Source organism: Emticicia aquatilis (assembly GCF_014644295.1).
GTDB lineage: Bacteria > Bacteroidota > Bacteroidia > Cytophagales > Spirosomataceae > Emticicia > Emticicia aquatilis.
Window position 1 is genome coordinate 46402 of the sequence record NZ_BMKK01000012.1, and the last position, 19239, is coordinate 65640.

A 19239-nucleotide genomic window follows, 5' to 3' on the forward strand; every position below is an offset into this window, starting at 1 on the left:
AAGTCCTCTTTCTATTGAACTTGGATAAACAAGACTTTAGTTTAAAAAGGTTTATTAAACCACCTACAAATCTCCTACTTCAAAATCTTAATCTTAATATCTTTAAAATAGGCGATGCTTTTGGGGTCGTGTCCTTGTAGGGCAACCGTACCCGAACTCAATCTTTTTAGTCCACGGTTTTCGGGGAGGGTGTCAGGCTCGGTATAATCAACCGCTACTTTATCATCAATTTTTATGATGATGTGCTTGTCTTGCACAATGATATGGTATTCGTACCACTCGTTGTCTTTCGCAAAGTTTTCTTTCACATCATTTATGCCATACAAACTTCCTGTTTTACGCCAGTCGGTGTGCGTTTGGTTTACTTGCACTTCGTAGCCTTTTTCGGGCCAGCCTTTTGCCTGATAGGCCGTATGAATAAATATACCAGAGTTTGAGCCAGGTAGCGTTTTGGCTTTTAATTTAAACTCAAAATTCTTAAAATCGTGGTTACCAACTTTGCCTTCGTAGAATAAGTGGGCTCGTTCGCCCGCTACTTTAATTGTTCCGTCTTCGATAGAAAATGTGGCAGGGTGGTCTTCGTTTATTTTCCAGCCGTCAAACGATTTGCCATCAAAAAGAGAAACCCAACCTTTTTCTTTTTTCTGTGAAAAGGCCAAACTGACCGACAACAACAAACACAACAACAATGATAGTTTTTTCATGATTAAAATTGATTCGTAGGATTGAATATTAGTTTAAAGACCCTAATTTACGAATACATTTTTTGTAATGATGTTGCTCTCGGTTAATAATTATTTCCAATGCCATTTTCAACTCAAATTCTTTGATTTTAGGCTATACACGGCCAGTCCAGTTACCAAAAGCGGCAGCGAAAAAAGGCTAAAAAGCATCTGAATACTTAGACCCGCATCAGACAAAACCCCAAAAAGTGTTGGCCCAAGAATAGCCCCCATTCGCCCCACCCCTATCGAAAACCCAACACCCGTCGTGCGAATTTCGGTTGGATAAACCCTCGAAATTGTTGGATACATACCATTGAAACCACCTTGCACAAAAATTCCGATAAAGAAAATCATTACGAATATCATGGCAGTATTGAGCGTAAAATTGCCGTAAATCAGCATCACGGCAAAGGCCAAAAGCATAAAACTCAACACAGTTTTTTTCAAGCCCAATCGACCAGCTACCCAACCCATCGAAGCCGTGCCGATGGCCGCTCCTGCGTTGAGTGCGATACCTACGTAAGTGGCCATTTCAAAAGGTAAACCTGCTTCTTTGGCAATGTTTGGCACCCAACTCATGAGCGTGTAGAGCGTTAGAAAACCGAAGAAAATAGCCACCCAAACCTTAAAAGTAGAATTTCGGTAAGCTGGCTCAAATAATTCTTTTATCGGGGCGGCTGTTTGTTCAGTTGGTTTTTGTGGCAATGCTTCTATGCCATCATGTCCCATTTTATTGAGCAAATTATTGATTTTTTGTTGAGCATTTTCGGGTTGTTTTTTTGCCAGAAACTCCAACGAATCGGTCATGTAAACAAACACTCCGATAAGCATCAACAACGAAATACCGCCCGCAAACAAAAAGGCAAATCGCCAACCAAATTCGGGAATGGCATAGGCACAGAAAAAGCCTGTAAAAATTGCCCCAACTGGCCAACCAGCCTGCACCAGTCCGACGTTGAAGTCTCGGTTTTTATTGTTTGAAAACTCCGAAGCCGTGGCGGCCATCGTTGGCAAAATTCCCCCAATACCCAAGCCAGTGAGGAAACGTAAGAGTAATAATTGTGTATAACTCGTGCAGAAAAACACCAACAACATTCCGCTCGTGATAAAGCTCAAAGAAATAAGAAAAACCTTACGGCGACCGAGTTTATCACCCAACGGAGCGAGCAAAAATGCCCCTGCCATCATACCTGCCAAACCCGCACTAAAGACATAGCCCATTTCGGTTTTTGATAGACCCCATTCCTTCGTAATATCTGAGCCAGAAAACGACACCACCAGCACATCAATGCCATCGTTCATGTTTAGCACAAAGCAAATAGCCACGATTATGATTTGGAAAGTACTCATCGGGCTATTGTCAATGAGATTTTTAAAGCGGTTTTGTAAGTCTGAATAGGTCATAGGTTGAATTAGAATCAAACCGCAAAAATGCTTCATTTCAAATAAATAAGCTATTTTCTGAATAAAATATATTTTCTTTGCGGCTTATTTTATCATTGTTGTAGCTATGATGTTTATGAAATAGTAAAATAAAGGGAGAATAATGCCACCCCTTCGGGGTTCACGTTTATATTTGACTGTTTTTCTATAATCATATCACCTCTTCGAGGTTTTAAAATTTGAATAGAGTCAATCCCGAAGGGATGATATGATTATAGCATAAACATTCAACAAGTAACCAAAATCCCGAAGGGATGACATAATAACTCCGCACTTTTCTAAAACAAAACAATCATTACTAATCATAGATTTTCATGCGTAGTGCATTTTTAAATAAACCCAACGAAATTTTGTTAGAAGACATCGAAATTCCCGAACCAAAGTTCGGTGAAGTGCGGGTGCGTTTATCAAAAGTGGGTATTTGTGGCTCAGATGTGCATTTGTTTTTGGGGCATCGTTTATTGGCCAATCCAACCATTTTCGGTCACGAAGGTTTAGGGTTTATTGATAAAATCGGAGAAGGTGTAAGCAATCGTAGCGTTGGAGAAAGAGTGGCTATTGAACCCAATATTCCGTGCCGAAAATGCCAGTATTGCATGAGTGGACGTGGAAATATTTGCACCAACAAGCGAGTAATAGGACTAACCGAAGCAGGTTGTTTTGCCGAATATATCACGCTACCTGCCGATTTTGCGTGGAAAATTCCCGACGAAATCAGTGATGAAGATGCGGTAGTGCTTGAACCAACTGCCGTTGCGGTGCATGCTCTTTTTAGCACAAAAACCAAACCTGGCGACACCATTGCGGTCATTGGGCTGGGGGCAATTGGATTGCTGCTTACGCATTTGTCACTTTCGTTGGGTTATCGGGTTTTTGTGAGCGAACTCAATGCTGCAAAATTAAAAATCGCTACCGACTTAGGAGCAAGCCCCCTAACCCCCGATGGAGGAACTTTGGATGCTCAAGCCAAATTTTTAGAAGAAAACTGGGTAAACAATAATGTTTCGGCGGTGTTTGAATGTGCGGGTTCGGCACATACTGCTTCGTTGGCTACGGCAGCGGCACCTCGTGGCTCAGAGATTGTTTTGGTCGGGCTTTCGGGAAATTTGGCAACTTTCACCCCTCTAAAAATCGCCCGTGAAGGCATTCAGATTGTGCCTTCAATCATCTACGACCACCCTTTTGATTTTGCCCGAGCCTTGCAACTGATTCGCTCAAAAATCATTCGTCCGAGTTTAATTATATCGAGCTATGCGTCTTTAGAAAACCTCCAAAGTGCTTTAGAGCTGGCCGCCACAGGAAACGAAAGTAAAATAGTAGTAAATATTACAGCATAATGAGTCAAACTAACAGCGTTTTTATACTTACCTTATCTATTATTGGTTTAGGATTTTTTATAAAAAAATATAATTTCATTACTGAAAAAGAAGGAAAAACTATCTCAAAGTTTTTGATGCACACCACTTTTCCTGCTTTGATGATTTTCTCGACGGCTCGTGTAAAACTCGACTCGTCTCTTTTACTGCTTCCGCTATTTTGTATTGTTTTTTGCTCAATCATGATTGCCATTGCATGGGTTTGGTTTGCCAAATATCCGAATGATTTGCGTGGTGTTCTGACGATGGGTGCGGGTGGACTAAACGTTGGTCTTTTTGGCTTTCCGCTCATCGAAGGCCTTTTCGGAAAAGAAGCGATGGTCTATGCCGTAATGTTTGATATTGGCAATACAATTATGACTTTTGGCGTGGTTTATCCAATCGGAAGTTATTTTTCGTCGAACCATAAAGGCTTACCTGCATTCGGCACTTTAATCAAGAAAATTTTTAGTTTACCGCCTGTTTTGGGCTTATTTATTGGCTTGATAATCAATGTTTCTAATGTAGAAATGCCCACTTTATTTTTTGATTTTCTGGGTACACTCGCCCAAGCCAATAAGGCATTGGTGTTGCTCTTGATGGGTATTTATTTAAGTTTTGAACTAAACAAAAAACAAGTAATAGCCATCTCGAAGGTATTGGTAATTCGTTATGCCGTAGGAATATTATTCGTGCTGGGCATTTACTTTAGTTTTTCGCACGATAGTTTATTATATGCAGTCTTGATTATCTGCGTAACGCTTCCGTCGGGCATGACAATCTTGCCTTTCGCAGACGAACTTAATTATGATACACGCATTCCAGGTACACTGGTTAATATTTCGCTGCTTATTAGCTTTGTCTTGATGTGGGGCTTAGTTTTGGGGCTGCATTTGAATTAATTTTGTAACACAATTCTCCGAATTGTGCTGTGTTAGAACAATTCGGAGAATTGTGTTACATTATGCAAGTCAATCTTCGTCCTCTTCTTCTTCGCTACCCGACATTTTTGCTGGGTATGGCTTTGAGCCTTTGGCCGAATACCATAATATTCGATTCAGCATATTATCATTTCCTCGGTCAATTCTATTAAAAGCAAATTTTATCGACTGATTCGTAAATTTCAATGCCGCTCCTTTCTGAACATTGGCGGGTTTGTTCATTTCATTGAGCGGTACGAGGTTTTTCTTATGCGTAAACTGATAACTTCGGTCAATTTTATCGGTGAAACAATCAAACATCGGCGAAGCCGTTGCATCAATGATATTCATCGGAGGCAAGCCCAAGATTTGCTCAATCGTGCGTAGCAATGAAGTTTGGTTATAATTCGTGTGTACGGTTTTCTGCAAGCGAGAATAATTACTGACCACATAACCAGTCGTGCGGTAGGCACTCACGTGGTCCCAACCCGCTTGTGAATCATCTTCACTGATAAAAATTACGGTCGAGTCAGCAAAACGACTTTTCATAATTGCTTCAACGATTCGCCCAACAGCCAAATCATTATCGGCCACCATGGCTCGTGGCGTTGGAAACTTAGGATTCATGCCTGTTGTGTGGTCGTTTGGCAACGACATAATCATCAGATTTGGCAAAGTGCCATTCGGGTCAGCCTCGGCGGCTTTTAGTTCTTTCAAAAACGCATCAGCTCGCATTTGGTCGCTGATTATTTCATTATCGCAACCTGGGAAATCGGTTGCCAAAATTGGTCGAACTCTCGAAATAGTAGTAGTGTTGGTATAAGGAAAAGACTCGCCTTTTTGTTGTAAATCATACAAACTAAACCAATCATATTTTTTCTCATCGAACTCACATGTACAGGCTTCGCCGTAAATTCTGACGCTCTTTCCGTGGTCGAGGGCATTATTCCAAATCAAGCCTTTTTTATTATATACCAACGCATCGTATAGTACGTGCGGATAGCTACGAAACCACGCTCGCACGCTCTTTTCGGTATAATCTGTTACCATTCCAGCACTTGCCCAATGATGCCCTTCGGCCGAAGCTTTCCCCGAAACGTGATAATTATCCATCAATAAATATTCACGAGCAATACTGTGCTGATTGGGCGTAATGCTATCACCAAAAATACACAACGAAGCCATACCGTCGCCCTCTTTCATGTCGCCCAAAACTTGGTCATAAGTGCGGTTTTCCTTGATGATATACAAAACGTGCTTAAACACCGAAGGCTCTCCGATTCGCTCAGGAACAGGGCGGGGAGCGATGTTTTTTCGAGGTAATAATTCGGCTAATTTTACACGCTTATACAAACTCTGGTTTTTTACTTTTTCGGTAAAAGTTTTAAGTTTTCCTTCATCAGGCAGCGGAATAAACGAAATTGAAGCCAGTTGTTTATGTGAATTATAGGCTTTATCGGCCTTGATGGCATCTTTCAATTTGTGGGCAGCTCTTGCTCCGATGGCTTCGAGATTAGTCACGTACAATTCGCCTGCATTGACCACGATTCCCGACGGATAGGCCTGCGTTGGAATATAGCCTTTCACAAAACTTTGTCCATTTCCTTGACTGCTGGCATTTTTTCCGAGCGAAACCACCGCAATTGCATTATCCATGCCATTGGCTACGTACAGCACCGTACCCGACCCGTCCAACGCTAAAGCATTGGGCGTGCTACCGATGAGCGTTTCGTTATCTTTGAAAAGTCCGACGAAAATCGAATCAATGACTTGCAATTTTTGGGCATCAATGACCGAAACATGGTCACTGTTTCCATTGGCTACATAAACAAACTTTTTATCGGGACTCGAAACAACCGCATTTGGGTGCAAACCAACATTTATTTCTTTGAGAGCTTGCCCCGTATTTATATCAAAAACCGAAACTGTTCCTCTCGAAATTGCTCCTGTTTGTGGGTTTATATAGGCATTTCCCCACGGCACACCTGCCGTTTCTTTACCATCGGCTGGATTGGTTATTGGACCAGCCCAGTTTGTCACAAAAGCCTTATTATCAACAACTTTTAAACCATAAGGAGCAACTCCAGTAGGCTTCGACCAAACAACTTCGCCGTTACTTACCTTCGATTTTACGAGTTGGTTATTGCCATTTAGCACCGTGTAGAGAAACAACTCGCCATTTTCGTTTTTTATTTCTACTTCATTGGGCAAAGCCACCGTAGCAGGGGCTTCGGCCTTATACGTAAAGGCCTTGATAAACTTAATTTCTTTGCCAGTCCAAGCGGCTTGCATCACATAAGAATTGGGTGTTTCTCGGCCACCCGCTCCCCAAAAAATATAAACAGAGTCTTTGACGGTCACGGCTTTAATTCCAGAAAACGAACTCATATTGCTTTTATACGGTGGAGCTTTATCATAACTCCAACGATTGACCAAAACGTGCGTTTTACTATCAAAAACCGCCACGCCATAGCGGTCTTCGACAACTACCAAAGCCGTATTCGGAATCATCACTAAATCAAGACTGTGGTTTTCGAGGTCGGGATTTCCGAAATTGACTGACTCACCCGCTCCATCAATGATGCGGTTATAGGGCATCAAATACGGGGAATTTTCGGCAAAAAGAGTGGTATCATCGTAGCGTAATGACGATTGATTGACAGCCGTGTAAGTATCTTTTTTGGTAGATTTACAACTCAAAAAATTAACTATTATGAGTGTAGCAATCGCAAAAATGAGGAGGTTATTTTTTTGCATAACGAAGTGTAAAATGAATAATTTTCAAAAATAAGCAACAAACGCCAATACTTACGGTTTTTGAGATTAAGGTTTGTTTAATAAAGTTACGACTAACCCAAAATTAGCCCCACAAATTCCACAAAATCTCATTATATTTGACTGATTCAAACTAAACCTAAAACATGAAAAACTTCATCAAAACGCTGCTTATTTCTGCCATAAGCATCTCTGCCTTTGCCCAAACAATCAATATCAAGATTCTGCAACAGCCCGTAGAGGTTTATAAAGATAAATGGGGCGTTTCGCATATTTATGCCCAAAATGAGCATGATTTGTTCGTAACGCAAGGCTACGTGGCGGCTTCTGACCGACTTTTTCAGCTCGAAATGTGGCGAAGACAGGCCACTGGCACAGTAGCCGAACTGCTGGGCGAACGTGAACTACAGCGAGATATTGGCACAAGATTGTTTAAGTTTCGGGGAAATCTAACGGCCGAATTGCAGCATTATCATCCACGAAGCAAACAAATTATTGAGGCTTTTGTGGCGGGAATAAACGCCTACATTGCCGAAGCCCGACAAAAACCAGAAGACCTACCTTTTGAATTTAAACTACTCAATACATTGCCCGATTTCTGGACAGCCGAAGTGGTAATCAGCCGCCATCAAGGGCTTTTGAGCAATATCGAAGACGAAATCAATAATGCACGTTTAGTGAAGATTTTAGGAGCAGATAAAATGCGAGAATTATCGTGGTTTCACCCAAAAAATTCAGATAACGAACCCAACCTCGAACTTGATAAAATGCTTGATAACGATGTGCTTTTTGAGCATATTTTAGAATATTACGAAGCATTTAGAGCTCCTCTAAAATTTCCGAAACCAGATAATAAAGTGGGCTTGCTCGATGATTTTCAAGATTGGTACAAAGACGAAAAAGACAATGTTGGCTCAAATAATTGGATAGTTTCGGGCAAACTTACCGAAAGTGGTTACCCGATGCTGGCAAATGACCCGCATAGGGCTCAATCTACGCCATCGCTACGTTATTGGGTGCATTTACACGCCCCAAATTGGAATGTAATTGGTGGCGGCGAACCAACTTTGCCAGGTGTTTCGATTGGTCATAACGAATACGGTGCTTGGGGTTTGACTATTTTTGAAACCGACAACGAAGACCTATATGTTTACGAAACCAACCCTAAAAACCCAAATCAATATAAATATAAAGGTGTTTGGGAAACCATAAAAGTTATTATCGGATACGGTTAAAATCAAAGGACAAGCCCCAAAAATAGTTCAACTAAAATATACTCGACACGGGCCAGTTGTTTTTGAAGATGCAAAAAACAATCATTTGTATGCCGTTCGGGCGGGTTGGCAAGAAGTAGGATGTGCTCCATATTTGGCCAGTTTACGCATGAATCAAGCTAAAAGTTGGGAAGAATTTCGCAAAGCTTGCACCTTTAGCCGCATTCCAGGTGAAAACATGATTTGGGCAGATAAAAAAGGACATATCGGCTGGCAAGCAGTGGGTATTTCACCGATTCGTAAAAATTGGTCGGGCTTAGTACCAGTGCCAGGCGATGGCCGTTATGAATGGGGAGGTTATTTGCCTATCGAGCTTTTGCCCAATAAATTCGACCCAGTTGAAGGCTTTGTGGTTACGGCCAATAACAACCTCACTCCCAACAATTTCCCGAATCGAAATGCCATTGGTTGGCGATGGGCTCATCCTGTGCGTGCTAATCGTATTGAAGAAGTGTTGAGTTCGGGCAAAAAACATACTTTAGAAGAGTTTGCATTGCTACAAAGTGACTATGTTTCGCTTACGGCTCGTGTGTTAGTTCCGATGTTAAAAAGATTGCCTATTGATGAAAAGTATCGTATCCTCAAATCAAAACTCAAAAACTGGGACACTTTTGAACTCAGTCCAGAATCGACCAACGCCACAGTTTATGTTGAATGGGAAAGTTTATTACAAAAGGCGGTTCATAAACTGGCAGTTCCCGAAAAAGCCCAAAAGTACATGAAGACAATTCCGACCAAACGTCTGACCGATTGGCTCGTAACCCCTCCGCCATTTTTGGGAGCCAACCCGTTACTAATTCGAGATTCGATTTTGATTGCGTGTTTCAAGCAAGCAGTTGATAATATTACTGTAAGACTTGGCAAAGATGAAAACCAATGGCAATACGGTCAAGCTAACAATAAGCACATCAAACTTACGCACGCCCTTTCAGATTGGGTAACTGACCCAACTTTGAAAGCAAAAATCAATCTTGGGCCAATTCCTCGTGGTGGTTATGGCGAAACCGTTAATAATTCAAGTAATAACCTCAACCAAACGCACGGAGCATCGTTCAAAATAATTGTGGATACCGAAAACTGGGATAGAACTCTGGGAATCAATAACCCTGGTCAATCAGGCGACCCACGCTCTGAGCATTACGGAGATTTATTTAATTTGTGGGGAACTGGCGGTTATTTTCCAGTATATTTCACAAAATCAAAAATCGTTGCAGTCTCGGAGAAAGTTTTGGTTTTGAAGCCGTGAAAATAAAAAGAGCCGTAAAACAAAAATGTTTTACGGCTCTTTTTATCTAACTCAATATTTCCTTCGCCACTCTTTCACCCGAGCGAATCGCTCCGTCGATGTAGCCATTCCACACATCAGAGGTTTCTGTTCCTGCCCAATGAATATTGCCGACTGGCTCACGCAGAGCTTTTCCGAGCGATGTCCACGCTCCCGTAGGCATAAGGCCTGCGTAACACCCACGAGTAAATTCTTCCGCTGCCCAACTGTGGTCGATGTAAGTAATCGGATTTCGGGCTTTTTCGCCGTAAAACTTAGCAAATGAATCCAAAATCGAAGTTTTTCGCTCTTCTTCTGATAAATTTGAAAACGCTTTTGCTTGATTTCCCAACACAAAACCCATCATTATTCCTTTGCTTCCATCTTTGGGTGAATTATCAAAAGTCACAGTCGTATAACCTTCATTAGTAGCCGATAAGCCATTTAAACCCGCTTCTCGCCAAAAGGGTTTGTCATAAATCGCATACGTTTTCCAGACAGTTCCCATTGGCATTCGTTGAGTAAGTTGTTCACGATTAGCTGGCATAAGTGGGAAATAATTGATTCGTCCAGCCAAAGTTGGCGGAAGTGCCACTACAACTTTTTTTGCCAAAAACTCAAAACCATCGCCTTTGATAGTAACAATATCGTTTTCTTGCGAAATACTCCTCACTACCGAATTTAATCTGATTTTATCTTTGAAAGTTTCGGCCAAACGCAAAGCGGGCTGCGATGCTCCGCCCAAAATGCGTTCTTCTTGAGCCCCATTTTTTACATTCATCAAGGTATCTAAATCTCGCCCCGATTTTGTGTAGAAAAGTGCATGAAGCATCGAAACTTCGTTGGGGTCGGCTGCCCAAATAGCTTCGGCAGCAAGTTTAAACATAATTTTAGCAGTCTTGAAACTCATTTGCTTATCCATCCAAGTGGCCAAAGTCATAGAGTCATAATATTCCGCATTAAGCGACTCCCACGGTTTTTCTAAATCAATGGTTTTTGAGAGTTTATTCATTCGCTTAATAGCAAAATCTAAACTCAGCAACGAACCAATCGGCAATGGCGGAATCAGACCTTTGTAGCGTTTTACTTTACCATTAAAAAGCAAGGTACTTTTTCCTTCATCATAAGTCGGGAAAGTTTGAATGCCAAATTCCTTGGCCAAAGCATAGATTTTATCTTGCGTAGGCCCAACCCAAGCTGCTCCTAAATCCAAATAACTGCCATCGTCGTAATATTTTGTATAAACTCTCCCCCCGACCCTATCACGAGCTTCGAGCAGTAAAACATCTTTTTCGGCTTTGAGGAGTTCACGGGTAGCGGTCAAGCCAGCATAGCCAGCTCCAATGACAATGGCATCGTAGATTTTCATATTTTTAGAGGAGGTTGAATTTTGTGTAATTTACAAAAAGGTCACAGAGTAAACCTAAGTTTTACACAGTGTTTCACAAAGTTTTTTTAATTCTTTGTTGATTTGTACGGAAATAGCGACGGCATCGCTCAAAGCGATGCCGTCGCTGGTCTTACCATATAGAACATTTGAAAATGTCCCAACTATAAAAGTTTATTTCCTAAAATCTCTTCAAAACCAATTCACTCACCGTTTGACCAATCGAAAGTGAAGAAGTGGCCGCTGGCGATGGTGCATTACAAACATTGATAGCTTGTTGGTTCTCGAAAATCGCAAAATCATCTACCAATCCACCTTCACGGTCGCAGGCTTGAGCTCTCACGCCCGCTGCACCCGCCACGAGGTCATCTGATTGAATTTCTGGAATCAATTCTTGTAAAGCCTTCGTAAATGCCGCTTTCGAGAACGAACGATACATTTCGCCCAAACCAGTTTGCCAATATTTGGCCGCTACCTTTCTGAATCCTGGCCAAGCGAGGGTTTCAAACAATTCGCCAAAATGAATATCCAATTTCTTGTACCCTTCTCTACGGAAAGCCAAAACTGCATTGGGCCCCGCCTCTACGCCACCGTGAATCATGCGAGTAAAATGCACCCCCAAAAATGGGAAGTTGGGGTCAGGAACTGGGTAAATAAGATTTTTTACGAGGTATTGTTTTTCGGGTTTAATCTCAAAGTATTCGCCTCTAAATGGCGTGATTCTAAGATTATTGGCACGCTCATCGGTCATTTGTCCAACTTTATCAGAATAAAGACCTGCACAGTTTACGACCAATTTTGTTTCGTAGGTATTCTTTGAAGTTTTCACTACCGAAACTCCGTTTTTTGTAGAAATTCCTTCAACTTTTTCATTAAAAGCAATTTCTCCGCCCAGTTTTTGAGTTTTGGCTAAGTATTTCTTGCAAACATCCGTATAATCAATGATACCCGTTTGCGGTACAAAGAAGCCCTTCAAGCCTTTTACGTGCGGCTCATATTCTTTCAATTGTTCTGATGAAAGCATCTTAAAACCATCTAAGCCATTTTGTTTTCCACGCTCAAAAAGCCCATCAAGAATTGAAATTTGTTCTGGGCGGGTAGCTACCACTACTTTTCCGCAGAGGTCATATTTTATTTCCTCTTTTTCACAGAAATCTAACAACATCTGATAGCCTCTGATACAATTCGTTGCTTTCAAGCTACCTGGTTTGTAATAAAGCCCCGAGTGAATCACGCCGCTATTATGCCCCGTTTGGTGTTTGGCTACTACATCTTCTTTTTCGATGATAAGCAATTTCAAACTTGGGTTTTGCTCTTTTATACGCAAAGCAGTGGCAAGCCCAACGATACCTCCACCGATTACTGTTACATCATAAATCATTGTTTTGAAATTAAGACTGGGTCGCCCGTGCGATGCTGAATTAAGAATGTAGAATAAAAGCTTATTCGAATCTCAAAATCAACATTACGGTCAGTAAATAATTAATTTAAAAATATATTTTCAAAGAAAAATTTGAGTAATCAACTTTAACTAAATGGAATTTCTAACACATTTATCTCATAATTCATATCTAATAACTCATAATTATTGCCCTTTCATTTAAAAAGTACAATTTTTCTTGGCGAATTGAATTACCAAACTTAAATTTGTGCAAATTTAACGACAACATTCAGACATGAAAAAGTTTAGTGTTTTATTATTTGCAGTAGCAGCGGTTTCGTTGGCTTCATGCGATTATCAAAAAACCAATCGTATTGAACAAAAAGACGTTCGTCAAGGTGATGAGTGGGTTTATGGTGTAAGTCCAGACTCAGCAGCACGTCAATTAAAAAATAAATATACGGCTAATCCTGAGCTTGAGAAACGCACACAAGCGATTCAAGAGAAATTATTCGGTTTAGGAAAATCTAACGAAGGTGCATAATTGCCTCAGATGATTTGCTTATAGTAGGCAGTTTACAGTTTATAATGGCATTCTGTGCTACATACACTGTAATATGCCTATTTTTATTTTTTATACCCCACGATGCTCCAACATCATCAAAAAACGAAACTTCAATAAATGAACATAGCATTAGTTACAGGTTCGGCAGGTTTGATTGGTAGTGAATCAGTTGCCTTTTTTGCCGAAAAATTTGATTTAGTAATTGGTATCGACAATAACCTTCGTTCGTATTTCTTCGGAGCAGAGGCTTCTACCGACTGGAATCGTAAAGGTTTAGAAGAAAAATTCAGTAATTACAAGCACTACAAAGCTGATATTCGTTCGGAAGAAGAAATCAATAAAATCTTTGCCGAATACGGTGCTGACATTAAACTTGTTGTACACACAGCTGCACAACCAAGCCACGACTGGGCTGCCCGTGAGCCATTTACTGACTTCACAGTAAACGCCAACGGTACGCTCGTGATGCTCGAAGCAACCCGTAAATACTCTCCAGAAGCTGTATTTATCTTTACTTCGACCAATAAAGTTTATGGCGATACTCCTAATTACTTGCCATTGGTAGAGTTAGAAACTCGTTGGGAAATCGACCAAAATCACCCATATTTCACTAACGGTATCGACGAGTTGATGTCAATCGACCACTCGAAGCACTCTATTTTTGGTGCATCGAAAGTAGCGGCTGACGTAATGGTACAAGAATACGGTAGATATTTCGGTATGAAAACTGCTGTTTTCCGTGGCGGATGCCTAACTGGCCCTAACCACTCGGGAGCTCAACTACACGGTTTCTTGGCTTATTTAATGAAATGTGCCATTACAGGAAATCACTACACAATTTTCGGTTATAAAGGAAAACAAGTACGTGACAATATTCATAGCTGGGATTTAGTAAATATGTTCTGGCATTTCTATCAAAATCCTCGTGCTGGCGAAGTTTATAATGCTGGTGGTGGACGCTTCTCGAACTGCTCAATGCAAGAGGGAATTGCGATTTGTGAGGAAATCACAGGAAATAAAATGAGTTACAGCTACGCCGAAGACAATCGTAGTGGCGACCATATCTGGTATATTTCTGACCTTACGAAGTTCAAGAATCACTACCCAGAATGGACGTGGAAATATGACTTAAAAACTACGCTTACTCAGATGTATGATAACATCAGCAAGCGTGTGTAGTTAGAAAATATTTTTTATTGATAAGCCTTAGAACTATTAAAGTTTTAAGGCTTATTTATTTTAAAACCTTCAACTATAAGCAAGCTATTGGAGATTTTATGTATTTTTGCACTTTATTTCCATCATTATTTTGGCAATAAAAGTTTGAATCTGTTAATTTTTGAAAACCTCAATCAATGAAATTAAGCGTTGTAATTCCTGCCTATAACGAGGAAGAAAGTATCTCCGAAACCCTAAGAAGTTTATATAATACTTTAAAGAAATACGATATTCCGCACGAAATTTGGGTAACAAACGATAACTCAAAAGACAATACATTGGAGGTTTTGCAGGAATTACAGAAAGAAATACCAAGCTTAGTTTTTGAAACAAACAAAGGACCAAATGGTTTTGGCTATGCCGTACGCTATGGTTTGGAGCGTTTTTCTGGCGATTGCGTAGCGGTTTTTATGGCCGATATGTCAGACGACCCAGAGGATTTAGTAAAATACTACAAAACTATGCTCGCCGAAAACGTTGATGCAGTTTTTGGTAGCCGTTGGATAAAAGGCGGAAAAGTAATTGATTATCCAGCCGTCAAGAAAATCATCAATCGAGTAGCTAATTTTATCATAAAAATGGTGATTGGTATCAAATACAATGATACGACCAATGCCTTTAAACTTTATAAGCGTGAAACAATGGAAGGCTTGAAGCCTTTTCTTTCGCCACACTTTAACTTAACTGTTGAACTTCCACTTAAAACTATCGTTAGAGGCTATTCTTACAGTGTTGTTCCTAATAGTTGGACTAACCGAAAATACGGAGAATCGAAACTCAAAATCAAAGAAATGGGTAGCCGTTATTTCTTTATTTTGGTTTATTGTTTTGTAGAAAAATTCTTCTCTCGTGGAGATTACATGAAGAAAACATAATTTAGCTCAGATTTTGTAAAAATTATGTTTTATTTTTACTTGATTATTATTTAAAATCCATTTTTTCTTTTGCTATAAAACCATGAAACTTTCTAATCCACCATTTGACTTAATATCTCAACTAAGTTCAGGAAAATTTGGTCAATATTTCAAAAAAATATGTATTCCCAAAAAACGTATTTTACTTGTCCCAGATGAAGTAAACCACAAAATTTACTTTATCGAAAAGGGGTTAATGCGTTGTTATTACTACGCTAACGGTGAGGAAATAACATCTTGGTTAGCTTGCGAAAATAATATAATTTGTTCAATGGCAAGTTTTTTTACACAAAAACCATCAAATGAATATATCGAAACATTGGAAGAATCTATTGCTTGGGAAATTTCCTTTGAAAGTTTAAGTAAATGTCAAGAAACAAATCACGATGTACCCATATCAAATTCCCTACTATTAAAAGAAATAATAGAGCAATTTGATAAAATAACAATGATACTAAGACATTTAGCACCAGATGAAAGATACCTTTTTATGCTTAATAATTATCCAAACATTGTTCATCGCACACCCTTGAAATATTTATCATCATATCTTGGAATGGCACCTTCTACTACAAGCCGAATTAGAACAACATTAATGAAACATGAATAAAAATACGTGTACTTACATCTATTGCTTAAATAGATTTTTTTTAGTCATTTTAATCAAAATACTTACTCCATTTTTAAACTTGATTTAATACTTTTAAGCACCCAAATCATTGTTTTTTCTCTCTACGTTTGTCTTTCAATTATTAAAACACGAACGTTTATGAAAAAATCTTTTCTGTTCTCTGTAATTTTATCCATGCTATTTTCTGTAACATTTGCACAGACATTTCAAGCAGGATGCTACACGATTAAAAATCAAAACTCTAATTTAGCCATTCAAGATGATGACATTATTAGACAGCAAGGCGTTAATAATGGTAATAATCAAAAATGGAATTTTGAAGCCACAAGCGGGGGTTATTTCAAAATTACTTCCCAAAGTTCATCAGAAGTCATTACTTCATCTAACTGCAATAACGGAAATCAATTAAAAACTGAACCTTGGAATGGTGCTAACAATCAACAATGGAGAGTGGAAGCAAGGGACGGTGGAACTTTTGCTTTGATTAACAGAGACTGTGATAAAGGTTTTCTCATTCCCGATTGGAGTACTAATGCTGGGCAAGCTGTCGTATTATATGGTCAAGGAGACGATGCTCAAATGAGGTTCTTCCTCACAAGTTGTGGTGGAACAGTTAGTTGTTTATGCTCTAACGGACAACCTTGCCCTAATGGAGATATAAATCAATGTCCTACTACTCCTCCAACATTTCAAGCAGGATGCTACACGATTAAAAATCAAAACTCTAATTTAGCCATTCAAGATGATGACATTATTAGACAGCAAGGCGTTAATAATGGTAATAATCAAAAATGGAATTTTGAAGCGACAAGTGGCGGTTATTTCAAAATTACCTCCCAAAGTTCATCAGAAGTCATTACTTCATCTAACTGCAATAACGGAAATCAATTAAAAACTGAACCTTGGAATGGTGCTAACAATCAACAATGGAGAGTAGAGGCAAGAGACGGCGGAACTTTTGCTTTGATTAACAGAGAGTGTGATAAAGGTTTTCTCATTCCCGATTGGAGTACTAACGCTGGACAAGCGGTTGTACTCTATGGTCAAGGAGACGATGCTCAAATGAGATTCTTCCTCACAAGTTGTGGTGGAACAGTTAGTTGTTTATGCTCTAACGGACAGCCTTGTCCTAATGGAGATATAAATCAATGTCCTACTACACCTCCAACATTTCAAGCAGGTTGCTACACAATTAGAAATAAACATTCTAATTTAGCCATTCAAGATGATGATTTTGTTAAACAACAAGGTGTGGGAACTGGCAATAATCAAAAATGGAATTTCGAAGCCACAAGCGGAGGATATTTCAAAATTACTTCCCAAAGTTCATCAGAAGTGATTACTACATCTAATTGTAACAATGGAAATTTATTGAAAACTGAGCTTTGGAATGGAGCCAACAATCAGCAATGGAGAGTTGAAGCAAGAGACGGTGGAACATACGCCATCATTAATAGAGAGTGTGATAAAGGGTTCATTATTCCTGAATGGAGTACAACACCTGGACAAAATGTCAAACTATATGGTCAGGGAGACAATGATGAAATGAGATTTATCCTCACAAGTTGTGGTGGGACAGGTTGTACTTCTCCAATACCCAGTATTTCTTCAAATCTTCCGTGTTTAAATAGTGGACAGTCTGCAACACTCACAGCAACTGGTTGTAATGGAACTATTTCATGGTCGAATGGAAGTAATGGGACTACAATTACAGTTGGAACAGGGACTTACTCAGCTAACTGTACTCAAAGTGGTTGTACTCAAAGTAATAATTCTACAATTTTAATAATAAATTGCACTCCAACACAATTTAGCTCTGACAATGAACGATACTATTTAAGTAATGGTATAATAAAAGTTGGTTTTGATAGAAGAATGGGGGGAGCTATTAGCTATTTGGCAAAATTAAGCGATGGAAGGAATATAATTAATAATAATGATGCAGGCAGACAAGCAGGGTTTGAAACAAGGATTTCACCGGATGAAATTGCCAAAAATACTTGGAAACCTATTCCAGCAGGTAAAGTGGCAAGTGATATTTTTTATCTAACTGATTTACATGATGCAGGTGGAGCGACAAGGCAATCTAATGGACTTCCTCAGGGTAGTTTTGAACAAGATTTTACCCCCAATACCTATCTTTCTGATATGGATAATATGGGTGGTGAGCCTATTGACATATCCTTTAATAACAATACAGGTGAACTATACATAAAAGCTAAACTTTGGGAATGGGGGTTTGTTGAAAAATACCAAAATTCTCCAACCAAATATAGAAAAATTGATACAGGTTGTTACAATGAAACGTGGATAAAACTTAATGGTCAGGCAGTTGAAATTAATCTAAAACAGACAAGAAATATCCCATATTATGTCGTTACTGCTGACCCTATTTATAACGGACTACAATTGAGTGTATTTGCAAATACGAATGTACCATTTGATAAATTATATACTTACAATGGTTCTATGCCTTGGACGAGCCAAGGTCTCACTTCAACTCACGTTAGTGGGAATTATGACATTCCTACAGAAAACTGGATGGCATTGATTGATGAAACTACCCAATATGGTATTGGCATTTATTCAGAACTATTCAAAGAATTAAATAGAAGTAATCCATACACTGATTTTGCGTTTTATTCTCGAAGAACAAGTGGTGGTTGTCATGGTAATACACCTGAAGCTTGCAGTGATGGTGGTGATTGTTCTTTTACTACCTATAACTATCCTTGTGGAGCATCTTGTACTAACAATAGTACAACCATTCAGAATTTTAGTTTTATTGCAGGAACTGTTAGTGAAATAAGAAAATATGCCAAAGATAGAGGATGTCCTACATGTACTTCAAGTACAAGAATAGGGATAGAAACAAAATTAGACCAAGAAACAATAAATCCAATTATAACAATAGCCCCAAATCCAGTATCTGAGTATCTTATATTTGATATTAAAAATTTATCGAAAGATACAAATAAAGAGATTATCATAACTGATTCACATGGAAATCAAATGAATCATATGTTTAATAAAACAGAAGACCATTTTGAAATAAATGTAAATAGTTATAAACCTGGTTCCTACATATTAACAATAGTATCACAGGATTATATTATAACAAACCATTTTGTTGTTAACTAACTAAATAGAAATTCTAAAAAAGCAAAACAGCAGTTTATTTTGGAAATTTTAAGTAGAAGCAAGAATAAATATTTTATTCTTGCTTTTTTTTTGGGCAATGATTGTTGAACTTTGCAAAAAAACATATAAAACAATGAATTACAACCGCATTTACTGGTACCGCTTCAAAGGTGTTGACAAAGCTAAAAAGAAAATTATTTGGAAAGAAATTAACATAATGAGCCATACCACACAACCTCTGAGTTA

14 protein-coding genes are annotated in these 19239 nt (G+C 39.1%); 9 read left to right on the plus strand and 5 right to left on the minus strand.

Annotated features, from left to right (window positions below):
- Nucleotides 1-74 precede the first annotated feature (74 nt).
- Together IEX65_RS22790 and IEX65_RS22795 are read right to left on the minus strand one after the other, a co-directional pair.
- The gene (locus IEX65_RS22790; protein WP_188769700.1) at nucleotides 75-704 is read right to left on the minus strand and encodes a 3-keto-disaccharide hydrolase; all 630 of its coding nucleotides are present in this window, start codon (nucleotides 702-704) and stop codon (nucleotides 75-77) included.
- A gap of 108 nt (nucleotides 705-812) precedes the next feature.
- Nucleotides 813-2129 carry an MFS transporter gene (locus IEX65_RS22795; RefSeq protein WP_188769701.1) on the minus strand — a complete coding sequence of 439 codons (1317 nt, stop codon included), beginning with the start codon at nucleotides 2127-2129 and terminating at the stop codon, nucleotides 813-815.
- 353 nt (nucleotides 2130-2482) lie between these two features.
- Between IEX65_RS22795 and IEX65_RS22800 the strand changes: the two genes are divergently transcribed.
- Together IEX65_RS22800 and IEX65_RS22805 are read left to right on the plus strand one after the other, a co-directional pair.
- A complete protein-coding gene (locus IEX65_RS22800; protein WP_188769703.1) occupies nucleotides 2483-3505 on the plus strand; it encodes a zinc-dependent alcohol dehydrogenase in 1023 nt (340 codons plus the stop codon).
- Complete coding sequence (locus tag IEX65_RS22805) at nucleotides 3505-4425, plus strand: AEC family transporter (RefSeq protein ID WP_188769705.1); 921 nt, start codon at nucleotides 3505-3507, stop codon at nucleotides 4423-4425. Before IEX65_RS22800 ends, IEX65_RS22805 begins: the two co-directional genes overlap by 1 nt.
- Nucleotides 4426-4494: 69 nt before the next feature.
- Here IEX65_RS22805 and IEX65_RS22810 read toward each other — a convergent pair whose 3' ends face one another.
- Nucleotides 4495-7200 (minus strand): alkaline phosphatase family protein, encoded by a 2706-nt coding sequence (locus IEX65_RS22810; RefSeq protein ID WP_188769707.1) that lies wholly within the window; start codon nucleotides 7198-7200, stop codon nucleotides 4495-4497.
- A gap of 164 nt (nucleotides 7201-7364) precedes the next feature.
- Between IEX65_RS22810 and IEX65_RS28190 the strand changes: the two genes are divergently transcribed.
- Together IEX65_RS28190 and IEX65_RS28195 are read left to right on the plus strand one after the other, a co-directional pair.
- The gene (locus tag IEX65_RS28190) at nucleotides 7365-8453 is read left to right on the plus strand and encodes a penicillin acylase family protein (protein WP_308424969.1); all 1089 of its coding nucleotides are present in this window, start codon (nucleotides 7365-7367) and stop codon (nucleotides 8451-8453) included.
- 22 nt (nucleotides 8454-8475) lie between these two features.
- Nucleotides 8476-9738 (plus strand): penicillin acylase family protein, encoded by a 1263-nt coding sequence (locus tag IEX65_RS28195; RefSeq protein WP_308424970.1) that lies wholly within the window; start codon nucleotides 8476-8478, stop codon nucleotides 9736-9738.
- Nucleotides 9739-9784: 46 nt separating this feature from the next.
- Here the strand turns inward: IEX65_RS28195 and IEX65_RS22820 are convergent, their stop codons facing one another.
- Together IEX65_RS22820 and lhgD are read right to left on the minus strand one after the other, a co-directional pair.
- Entirely contained in the window at nucleotides 9785-11125 is a 1341-nt protein-coding gene (locus IEX65_RS22820; protein ID WP_188769709.1) for a flavin monoamine oxidase family protein, read from the minus strand.
- A 199-nt stretch (nucleotides 11126-11324) separates the two neighbouring features.
- Nucleotides 11325-12521 carry an L-2-hydroxyglutarate dehydrogenase gene (lhgD, locus tag IEX65_RS22825; RefSeq protein WP_188769929.1) on the minus strand — a complete coding sequence of 399 codons (1197 nt, stop codon included), beginning with the start codon at nucleotides 12519-12521 and terminating at the stop codon, nucleotides 11325-11327.
- Between the two features lie 298 nt (nucleotides 12522-12819).
- On the opposite strand from lhgD, the gene IEX65_RS22830 reads away from it, so the two are divergent.
- From IEX65_RS22830 to IEX65_RS22850, 5 genes are all read left to right on the plus strand, one after another.
- The gene (locus tag IEX65_RS22830; RefSeq protein WP_188769711.1) at nucleotides 12820-13068 is read left to right on the plus strand and encodes a hypothetical protein; all 249 of its coding nucleotides are present in this window, start codon (nucleotides 12820-12822) and stop codon (nucleotides 13066-13068) included.
- Nucleotides 13069-13206: 138 nt separating this feature from the next.
- Nucleotides 13207-14268 (plus strand): NAD-dependent epimerase/dehydratase family protein, encoded by a 1062-nt coding sequence (locus tag IEX65_RS22835; RefSeq protein WP_188769713.1) that lies wholly within the window; start codon nucleotides 13207-13209, stop codon nucleotides 14266-14268.
- 176 nt (nucleotides 14269-14444) lie between these two features.
- Nucleotides 14445-15182, plus strand: a complete 738-nt coding sequence (locus IEX65_RS22840) for a glycosyltransferase family 2 protein (RefSeq protein WP_188769715.1) — start codon at nucleotides 14445-14447, stop codon at nucleotides 15180-15182.
- Nucleotides 15183-15264: 82 nt separating this feature from the next.
- Nucleotides 15265-15831, plus strand: a complete 567-nt coding sequence (locus tag IEX65_RS22845) for a Crp/Fnr family transcriptional regulator (protein ID WP_188769717.1) — start codon at nucleotides 15265-15267, stop codon at nucleotides 15829-15831.
- Between the two features lie 159 nt (nucleotides 15832-15990).
- Nucleotides 15991-18993 (plus strand): RICIN domain-containing protein, encoded by a 3003-nt coding sequence (locus IEX65_RS22850; RefSeq protein ID WP_188769719.1) that lies wholly within the window; start codon nucleotides 15991-15993, stop codon nucleotides 18991-18993.
- Nucleotides 18994-19239 lie beyond the last annotated feature (246 nt).

Bases quoted from the DNA above. Each gene is read 5' to 3' on its own strand.
- IEX65_RS22790 (WP_188769700.1), bottom strand. From the start codon at position 704: ATGAAAAAACTATCATTGTTGTTGTGTTTGTTGTTGTCGGTCAGTTTG.
- IEX65_RS22795 (WP_188769701.1), bottom strand. From the start codon at position 2,129: ATGACCTATTCAGACTTACAAAACCGCTTTAAAAATCTCATTGACAAT.
- IEX65_RS22800 (WP_188769703.1), top strand. From the start codon at position 2,483: ATGCGTAGTGCATTTTTAAATAAACCCAACGAAATTTTGTTAGAAGAC.
- IEX65_RS22805 (WP_188769705.1), top strand. From the start codon at position 3,505: ATGAGTCAAACTAACAGCGTTTTTATACTTACCTTATCTATTATTGGT.
- IEX65_RS22810 (WP_188769707.1), bottom strand. From the start codon at position 7,200: ATGCAAAAAAATAACCTCCTCATTTTTGCGATTGCTACACTCATAATA.
- IEX65_RS28190 (WP_308424969.1), top strand. From the start codon at position 7,365: ATGAAAAACTTCATCAAAACGCTGCTTATTTCTGCCATAAGCATCTCT.
- IEX65_RS22820 (WP_188769709.1), bottom strand. From the start codon at position 11,125: ATGAAAATCTACGATGCCATTGTCATTGGAGCTGGCTATGCTGGCTTG.
- IEX65_RS22830 (WP_188769711.1), top strand. From the start codon at position 12,820: ATGAAAAAGTTTAGTGTTTTATTATTTGCAGTAGCAGCGGTTTCGTTG.
- IEX65_RS22835 (WP_188769713.1), top strand. From the start codon at position 13,207: ATGAACATAGCATTAGTTACAGGTTCGGCAGGTTTGATTGGTAGTGAA.
- IEX65_RS22840 (WP_188769715.1), top strand. From the start codon at position 14,445: ATGAAATTAAGCGTTGTAATTCCTGCCTATAACGAGGAAGAAAGTATC.
- IEX65_RS22845 (WP_188769717.1), top strand. From the start codon at position 15,265: ATGAAACTTTCTAATCCACCATTTGACTTAATATCTCAACTAAGTTCA.
- IEX65_RS22850 (WP_188769719.1), top strand. From the start codon at position 15,991: ATGAAAAAATCTTTTCTGTTCTCTGTAATTTTATCCATGCTATTTTCT.